General features: G+C 58.5%; 3 protein-coding genes. 1 reads left to right on the top strand and 2 read right to left on the bottom strand.

Annotated features, from left to right (window positions below):
• The first annotated feature begins 241 nt into the window (after nucleotides 1-241).
• A complete protein-coding gene (locus tag ACWIKB_RS24840) occupies nucleotides 242-4,978 on the top strand; it encodes a dermonecrotic toxin domain-containing protein (protein ID WP_475270106.1) in 4,737 nt (1,578 codons plus the stop codon).
• Nucleotides 4,979-5,157: 179 nt separating this feature from the next.
• On the opposite strand, the gene ACWIKB_RS24845 is transcribed toward ACWIKB_RS24840, so the two are convergent.
• Both ACWIKB_RS24845 and ACWIKB_RS24850 read right to left on the bottom strand, forming a co-directional pair.
• Nucleotides 5,158-7,533 carry an efflux RND transporter permease subunit gene (locus tag ACWIKB_RS24845; RefSeq protein ID WP_475270108.1) on the bottom strand — a complete coding sequence of 792 codons (2,376 nt, stop codon included), beginning with the start codon at nucleotides 7,531-7,533 and terminating at the stop codon, nucleotides 5,158-5,160.
• A gap of 39 nt (nucleotides 7,534-7,572) precedes the next feature.
• Nucleotides 7,573-8,625, bottom strand: coding sequence for a WD40/YVTN/BNR-like repeat-containing protein (locus ACWIKB_RS24850; protein WP_475270110.1), 1,053 nt, complete (start codon nucleotides 8,623-8,625; stop codon nucleotides 7,573-7,575).
• Between the last annotated feature and the right edge of the window lie 617 nt (nucleotides 8,626-9,242).

Here is a 9,242-nt window from a genome sequence, read left to right on the forward strand (position 1 = left end):
CGCGAAGGCGGTATGTCAGTCGGCAAAGATGTTGGCTGATAGTCCGCCTTCGCGAGCAAGCCCGCTCCCACATTTGATCTGTGTGAACCACAAGAAAGCCGCAACCCTCAGGTCGCGGCTTTTTTGTTTCTGCGCGCGCGCCATACCCCATTCAATCGACGCCTGTGCGGTAACCGGATACCGCACACCTCACTCGCCGACACTTTATGTTCAGGGCCTCAACCATGCAAAGGATTGCATCATGCCCACCGTTTCATCATCGACTGTCACAGCCGATTCCACCGGCATCATTGCCCGAACAATCAGTGCCCGGTTCAGCACTCGCCCGACCCTGCGTTCGGTAACCGCCAGCCTGCTCAAGGAAGACCTGCTGGAAAAATACCCGCCACTGGATTTCGACCCCTACCGAACCCGCCTCGCACAACCACTCCCCGAGGGTGGCTGGCGGCTCATCCTGCTGTTGGATGTCGTGCTCGCATACATGGCAAACGGCAAGCCACCGGTGCTCAGCGAACAATATGGCCGCGCCTGTTTCCTGACCAACAGGGCACCGACCCACTTGACCCTCGACAGCACCAGCCAACGCGAACCGGACATGCAAGTAATCGCCGGCGTCATTCGTGAATTGCCGGCCATTGTGGGCGTCGCTTTTCAGGAAGCATTGAGTGATTACTGGAATGAGCCCTTCGAGGCCGGGGCCAGCCGCTGGCAGTGGTTGGGAGATCTGCTGAACGGGGTGCTGAAAACGGCGGCGGTCCTTCATTCGCCGACCAACACGCTGCAAGCCGAGATCCTTAATGAACTGACCCGCCATCCCGACAAACAGGAGCGCCTCCAGGCACCTTGGGCAAAAGGCGTTATCCATGCCTACATCCTTGAAACGACCCTGGACATCGATCAGCAATCGGTCAGCCTGCAGAGCCCCGACCTACTGGTGGGCTGCGGTGAAATCCTGTTGCTGTGCAGCGTGACCGGCAGCATCGAAGCGTTTCCAACCATGGACGCTTTCGGTAAAGCCTGGGGCGCACGGTTTCAACAGGCATTCATGGTCGATTCCATCACCTGGAAACGCTTTGAGCCGGACGGCAATATCTTCGACACCCAGGCCGCCCTGATCCTGAACCAGCAACTGGACGATCTGGCCGCGTTCAAGCTGCCCGCCGGGCTACCGGTCGACGAGCTGGAAAAACGCTTCGCCGCGATCACCGATGTAGCGGCGCTATTTGTCACTCCGTCGCCCACCCAGACCGCGAGCCCGATGCTCTTCCAGCACATCGAGTCAAACCTGCCCCAGTGGCTGCAAAGCGCCGGCGCCATCGATCGCATGGCTTACCGCAAACATGTGCTGGAACACGCCAGCATCAAGCAACAAAACCTTGGCAGCACATTCCACGCCGGCATCGATAACCTTCACAGCTTTGCCAAGAAATCCTTGCACCGACAGATGCTGCTGGACCAGCCGCAAGCCCCCGGGTACAACCCTGACGAACTGGAACTGACCGTCCATGTGCCGGTCGGCGACCTCGGCAGTGGCTACATCGCCCCCCTGACAATGTCGCTGACCGAGCTGGCCATTAAGAACCTGGCAGGCAAACCCAAAGGCCGGATGACCATACGCCACACCGCAGGCCAACTGATCCAGGACTGGACCACCGAGGCCTATCTGCTGGAACTGGTGACCCGGGTCGACGTCGGCAAACACTACCCCGAATACATTCGCGCCGAGTTGCTGGCCGACACGCCCGAAGCGCGGGAACGCCAGCGACTGTTCAGTCTGGAACTGGCCATTAGCTTGCCAATGCTTGCGCTCGAACAGTCGATCAAGGCCGAACAAGGCTTCACCCGCCAGGGTTACCGCTACGTCGCGGCGCTGATGCACAAGACCACCGCCGAACGCTTCGTCGATGACCAGGAGGTTGTCCTGCGCCCATTGGCGTTCCAGAGAAAAACCAACGCCGAGTGGGACGTGGCCAGCAACCTGTTCATCATCGAGCCACGGGACTTGAAGGCCGATGGCCCGCACATTCTCTATCGGCCGATGTACATGCCGGCGCTGCAGCAATACCCGAGCCGGCAAGCGCTACTGAGCGCCATCGCACAACCGGGCCCACTGCAGACCAGCGTACTGACCTGGTTGCCCGATCGCGCACGCCCGATCTACGACAACAACGGCTTCAACGAACCGCACATTGTGCATTTTCATCCCGGCGATGAGTTCGCGCTCCCGGAAAAGCCGGGACCGGCGATGCTGGTGGGTGACGAAGCCGGCGCCGAATGGCTCACTGCGTTGCAAAAGGGTCACCTGCTGGCCCAGCTATTTGAAAGCAATGCGAATGCGCTGGTGGAACAGGCTGATCGACAGTCGGTGTCCAACGCCGAGAGTCGCTGGGTGATCATTCTCGAAGGCGGCTGGCTGGTGTTCAACAACTTGATTCTGCCAATGCTGCGCGGCCCGGCCATGCTGGTGGGCTGGATGCTGCAAATCACCCACAGTCTGATTCAGGACCTTCCCGCCCTGGACAGTGATGACGTCACGGCCCGGGAGCAGGCCTGGGTCGACGTACTCCTGAACCTGGGGTTGGTGCTGTTGCATGTGGCGCAGAACAGAGGCGCAGTCGATGACCCGATTGCCTCCCTGCAAACACCCGTTGCCCTCGATTCACTGCGACGGCCCCTGCCCCACATTGCAGATGAACGCGTGGTGACCCAGGCAACACCGGGACTACCGTCAGAGCCACCGGGCAGCGGCCACACCCTGCTGGATTTCAACTTGTCGTCGGCACGTGACTCGGCCACCGCTCGATTGTTCGAACAACTGAAAGCGGTGCGGGTGCCATGGCCGGACTCACTACCGGAACCGGTTTCCATCGGCGCCTTCCAGGGCCTGTACCGAATCGACAATAAATGGCACGCCACCCTCGCCGGCCTGCTGTTTCGCGTGCGGATCGTGCCGGGCTTCGGCGAGGTTTTCCTGGTGACGCCGGATCACCCTGACCACCCAGGAATCAAGCTCAGAACCAATGGCCGTGGCAAATGGATGCTGGATCAGGGCCTGCAACTGGTCGGTGGCGGCCCGAAAATACGCATAGCCGACGCACGCAGAGCCAGACGTGAGCGCATTAAAGAGCTGGCCCTATGGCGTCAGGAGTTCTTCGCACAGCAGGATCGGACGCAAAAGCGTGTCGATATTGCGGAGAACCTGATGGACCTCAAAGACAACGCCCCCACCAGCACCGACCAAGAGCGTACGACGTTCGCGCAGCGTTATGTCGTCGAACTCGACAAGCAGACTGACGGCTATACCACATTGCTTGACGGACTGCGGGAGACCAGCGAGCTGACGGACTTTCCCCTGGACCACTCGCTGGTTTGCGATGTACTGGGCAACATCATCAAGAATATTCGCAAACGGATTGTGAAGGCCGATGACGCGCGAACCGCCGCCAATGCCAGGTACAACGAGTTCGCCAGCAATGTGCAGCAACTCTATGAAGCCTTGTCTATCGAAGGCGAAGCCGTGGTGAAGCGATACTTCGACTTCATCCGCACAACCGGTGAAATAAATGAAACCATGATCCGGTCTTACGAAGAGATCGACAGTCGGATCGAAGAGCTTGAACAGATCCCGCTGCTGGGTGCCAAGACCTTGAAGGAATTGAACAAGGACCGACCGGAAAATGAACTTACGGCCCTGCGAGTCAAGTCCTATCAATTGGTTATCTTGCGGATCCTCAGCGTCAAGACCCTGGGAACCGAGACCAATGACGCTCTGGAAATGGCCGTCAAACCGCTGCTGATGCTGGCCCGGTCCCATGCCGAGCTGCAGACCGACCACGTGTATGAACGCAGTGATCGCATTGCCGTGCTGGACAGTCTGGTCCATCACTACAGCACAGCGCAGGATGCCCTGGGCAGTATCGAAATCTTCAGGGTCGATGAGTTGGTCATGTCGGCGTTCCACCGCCTGCGAACGTTGATTCACCAACTGCGCCTCGATGCCGAACAGCGCCTGGCTGACGAGGTTCAACAGATCGCCTCGCAACAGCAACAATCGTCTGCGGCATCCGGCCAGGCAGCGGCCGGCACCTCCAAAGGTGCGGGTGCGGAGCGGAAAAAAACCAACACCACGTCTCCTTCGATCAGCCGAAAAAAAGTCATTAAAACCGCCAAAGGCATGTTGATTGGGGATCTGCGCCCACGCATAGCCGATCAGGGTGGTGACATCGTCGATATCAACGGCCCACTGGACGACAAGCCCCTGATCTCGTTCCATCAACATGATGATGACTGGGTGGAGATGGTCGTAGCCAAAGAGCCATCCCTCAAAGCCTCATCGATTGCCTACCCGCTGCTCAAGGGCGATGCCCGAAAAACCCTCGCCAAGGTTGATGATCAGGTGCTCAAGATAGAGGGTTATGCTCAACGCGCGAGTTCGCCCAAGGAAATCGAAGAGCAACTGCAACGCGAGGCGAAAAAGCTCACCGGGTTTGCCGATAAGCTGGAAAACCACGAGAACGCCCCGTCGGGCAATGAAAAAGATACGGCTCTGGTCGCCGAGCTACGGGGCAAGGCACAGGTCCTCGAAAGGAAGGCAACGGAGCTGCGCGCCCGCATGACGCTGGATCAAGCGCCGAGCAGCGAGGGTGTGGAATATCTGTTGCAACACGATGTGATTCACGTCGAGGCCATCGGCAGCCGTGTGCAGCTAAAGACCGGACGCCGGGATTTCATGCAGGAATACGCCCTGCGGGACACTGATGATGCCCCTGTCTGGTACGCACACTTTCACTATGCCGGCTTGCTGGACGACAAAGCCACTTACACGACAGCTCATTTGAAAACCGTGGAGCAACGCTTCGAAACCTACGAATCGATTCTAGCCAGCGCAAAAGATCCGAAACAGAAAATCGAGATCTATCACGGCGCTATCAGCGAAACGCTAGCCCGGGAGCGTTTCCTGCCATTGGAGCCAAACTGAAACCGTGGTGATCACCCATGAAAAAGCCGCAACCTGAGGTTGCGGCTTTTTAAGCCCCGTTGAAGATCCCTTGTGGGAGCGAGCCTGCTCGCGAAAGCGGTGTGTCAGTCGACATCAACGGTGAATGTCAGTCCGCATTCGCGAGCAGGCTCGCTCCCAAAGGAGTGTTCGCTGCATGTTTAGTGAGCGAACAGCGAATTGCCTTTCTGCCCCGCCAGTTTCTCCGGTTTGATCAGGAACCGCGCCAGCGCTGGCAGCAGCCACAGTGCGCCGAACATATTCCACAGCAGCATGAAGGTCAGCATCAGGCCCATGTCGGCCTGGAACTTGATCGCCGAGAAGATCCAAGTGCACACGCCGATGGCCAGGCACAGACCGGTGAACAGCACGGCTTTACCGGTGGATTTCAGCGTCTGATAGTACGCCTCTTGCAACGGCAGGCCGGCACGCAGAAAGCTTTCGAGGCGGCTGTAGATGTAGATGCCGTAGTCCACGCCAATCCCCACGCCCAGCGCCACCACCGGCAAGGTCGCGACTTTCACGCCGATGCCCATGAAGGCCATCAGTGCATTGCCGAGTACCGAGGTCAGCACCAGCGGCAGCACGATGCATAAGGTCGCCGCCCAGGAACGGAAGGTGATCATGCACATGGTCGCGACGCAGATGTACACCAGGATCAGGATCGTCAGCTCCGATTCCTTGATGACCTCGTTGGTCGCCGCTTCGATCCCGGCGTTACCGGCGGCGAGGATGAATTCCAGACCGTCCTTGTTGTTTTCCTTCGCGAAGTCTTGCACCGCATGCACTGCACGGTCGAGGGTCGCGGCCTTGTGGTCGTTGAGGAACACCAGCACCGGCGCCAGGGAACAGCTGTTGTTGTACAGGCCATCAGCCCGGGCGATGGAGTTGTTCAGTACGTCCGGGTTGCGCGACAGGGTTTCCCATTTCAGGTTGCCCTCGTTCATGCCCTTGATCATCTGCTTGGACACGGTCACAAGCGAAATCGCCGACTGCACGCCCTCGGTGTTCTGCATCTTCCACATCAGCTCGTCGATTGGCGCCATGGCTTCATAGCGCGAGCAGCCTTCGGGCTTGGTCTTGACCATCACCACCAACACATCGGAACTGGTGGAGTAGTTGCTGATGATGAAGTTGTTGTCCTTGTTGTAGCGCGAGTCCGGGCGCAGCTCTGGAGCACCTTGATCGAGGTCGCCGATTTTCAGGTTCTGGCTGTACCAGAGGCCGCCGCCGAAGGCGATCAGGGCAAGTGCAATCGACACCGGCGCAACTTTCGGGCTGGCGAAGTTCGACAGCATGCGCCAGAACGGGTGCTCGCGGTGCGCATCTTTCTTGCTGCGCTCGACCGCACGCTTGCTGATGCCGACGTAGGAAATCGCGACCGGCAGCAGAATCAGGTTGGTGAACACAATCACCGCCACGCCGATGGACGCGCCGATGGCCAGTTCGCGAATCACGCCGATGTCGATGATCAACAGCGTGATGAAACCCACTGCGTCCGCGAGAATCGCGATCATCCCCGGCAGGAACAACTGGCGGAAGGTCCGCCGTGCGGCGGTCAAGGCGTTGTCGGCCTCGCTGGACTGCAAGGCGATGCCGTTGATTTTCTGTACGCCGTGAGAAATACCGATGGCGAAGATCAGGAACGGCACCAGCATCGAATACGGATCAAGCCCGAAACCGAAGGCGTGCATCAAGCCGAGTTGCCAGACCACCGCCACCAGCGTCGTACTCAACACCGCCACGGTGCTGCGCATGCAGTTAGTAAACCAGTACAGCAGGATCAGGGTGATGACGAAGGCGACGCCGAAGAACATCACCACCATCACCAGACCATCGATCAGGTCGCCGACTTTCTTGGCGAAACCAACGATGTGGATCTGGACGTTAGGGTTCTGTTTTTCAAACTTGTCGCGGATCTTTTCTTCCAGCTCGTGGGAGAACTTGCGGTAATCCAGGGCCAGCAACTTGCCTTGGTCTTGCGGGTCCGGGTAGGACTCCAGCAGCGGGATGTCGACGATGCTCGACTTGAAGTCGTTGGACACCAGGCGCCCGACCTGGCCGGACTTGAGTACGTTATTGCGCAGCAGGTCGAGGCTTTGCTGGGAGCCGTTATAGCTTTGCGGGATCACTTCACCACCGGCGAAGCCCTCCTCCGTCACTTCGGTCCAGCGCACGCTCGGGCTCCACAACGACTTGAGACCGGAACGGTCGACGCCGGAGATGTAGAACACTTCGTCGTTGATCTGGCGCAGGGTCTCCATGTATTCCTTGGAGAAGATGTCGCCGTCAGTGGCTTCCACCGAGATCCGCACGGTATTGCCGAGGTTCGCCAGATCGTTGCGGTGCTCCATCATCTTTTGAATGAACGGATGCTCGAGCGGGATCATTTTTTCGAAACTGGTGGACGGCCGGATCAGCGTCGCCTGCCAGAACAGGAAGATACTCACCAGCAGGCAGATGACGATCACTGCCGGGCGGTTGTTGAAAATCAGGCGTTCTAGAAACGTCGCCTTGTCTTGGTGATGACTTGTCATGGATGTCATAGCTCCGCCCTTCTTATTATGTGGCCCGGCTTATTTGCTGAGCTCGGCGCCGGTTGGCGAAGTGGCGCGAACGCCGCCCTGTCCTGCCAGAATCAGATTGCCGTTACCTGCCGAGGTGACCGCCGACACGGAAATCCGGTCCGGGCGATTGAACACCGTAAAGGTTTCGCCGTTGTCGCTGCTGCTGATCACCGAGCCACCGTTGCCGACGATCACGATGGAGCCATCGTCGAGCAACGTGGCGCCGGACAGGCCGAACTCCAGCGTGCCGCGCGCAGCCTGGAGTTGAACTTGTTCCCAGGTGCTACCGAAATCCGTGGAGCGGTAGAGATTGCCGCGCAGCCCGTAGGCCAGCAGGGTGTTTGGTTGTGCGGTGCCGATCACGCCGAACAGCGAACCTTCGTACGGGCCCTCGAGTTTTTCCCAGGTCTGGCCCCAATCAGCAGAGCGGAACATGCTGCCCTGCTCACCGACGATAAACAGCCCGGCGTCCTTGACGGCGGTGATGGCGTTAAGGTGGAACTGGTCTTCGTTGTCCAGGCGATCACTGGCGTCTTCCCAGTTTTTGCCACCGTCGGTGGTTTCTAGCAACGCACCATAAGCACCCACGGCAAAGCCGCTGTTGACGTCTTTGAACCAGACATCGAGCAGCGGTGCTTCGCGTTTCAGGTCTTCGAATTGTTTGGTCCAGGTGACGCCGCCGTCTTCGCTGGCGAGAATTTGCGCGTCATGGCCGACAGCCCAGCCGTGTTTGTCGTCGACAAAAAACACCGCCGTCAGCAGTTGTCGGGTTGGAACTTTGGCTTGGGTCCAGGTTGAGCCCTGGTCATCGGAATACAGAATGTGCCCACGATCCCCGACCGCCACCAGGCGCTTGCCGGCGTGGACGACATCGAGCATCAGGCTTTTGGCAGCCTTGGCGGATTCAACGGAATACACAACATCGGCGGCCGGCGCGTCAGCGGCGATCACCGGTGCCGATAACATGGCACAGCCCAACAGCGAGAGCGCTGTAGCCAGCAACGCGAATTTGCGTAATGCCGGCGGGCGGCAGATACCCACACCCATGACAGGCTCACTCATAGACCTTCCCCCATTATTATTGTTAGGTCGTTCAACCTTTCAGGGCGCCGTAAGGGTGCTCTTGGTGATTGAGTGGTTTGGAGCATAGTCCTGAAACCTGCAATCTAGAGCCCCTTCGGAAGCTGGCTTATCCTATCGGGGTTTGGAAAGGTCTGACAATCGACGCCACGTTATGTTTTGTTAACCTGGGGGTTTGGGGGTTGGGGTGAATGATGGGGTATTAGGTGGGGTGATTTGGGTTTGGGGGGGTTGGGTGAATATCTGTTGCTGCGGTGATGGCTGATTTGGGGGTTGGGGATTTGGGTGAATATCCGTTGCTGCGGTGATGGCTGATTTGGGGGTTGGGGATTTGGGTGAATATCCGTTGCTGCCGTGATGGCTGATTTGGGGGTTGGGGATTTGGGTGAATATCCGTTGCTGCGGTGATGGCTGATTTGGGGGTTGGGGGTTGGGGGTTTGGGTGAATATCCGTTGCTGCGGTGATGGCTGATTATGGTTTCGCTCTTACAGCGACTCACTTTTCCAGACGCCGAAAAGTAAGCAAAAGGCTTCGCCCCGGCGTACGGCATCTCGCTTCGCTCAATGTACCCTCGCTACGGTGTCCATCAGGGGGCATC

Source organism: Pseudomonas sp. 5Vm1k (genome assembly GCF_056161485.1).

What these genes read in the sequence shown, in the direction of transcription:
- ACWIKB_RS24840 (WP_475270106.1), top strand. Translation starts at nt 242, where the DNA reads ATGCCCACCGTTTCATCATCGACTGTCACAGCCGATTCCACCGGCATC.
- ACWIKB_RS24845 (WP_475270108.1), bottom strand. Translation starts at nt 7,533, where the DNA reads ATGACAAGTCATCACCAAGACAAGGCGACGTTTCTAGAACGCCTGATT.
- ACWIKB_RS24850 (WP_475270110.1), bottom strand. Translation starts at nt 8,625, where the DNA reads ATGAGTGAGCCTGTCATGGGTGTGGGTATCTGCCGCCCGCCGGCATTA.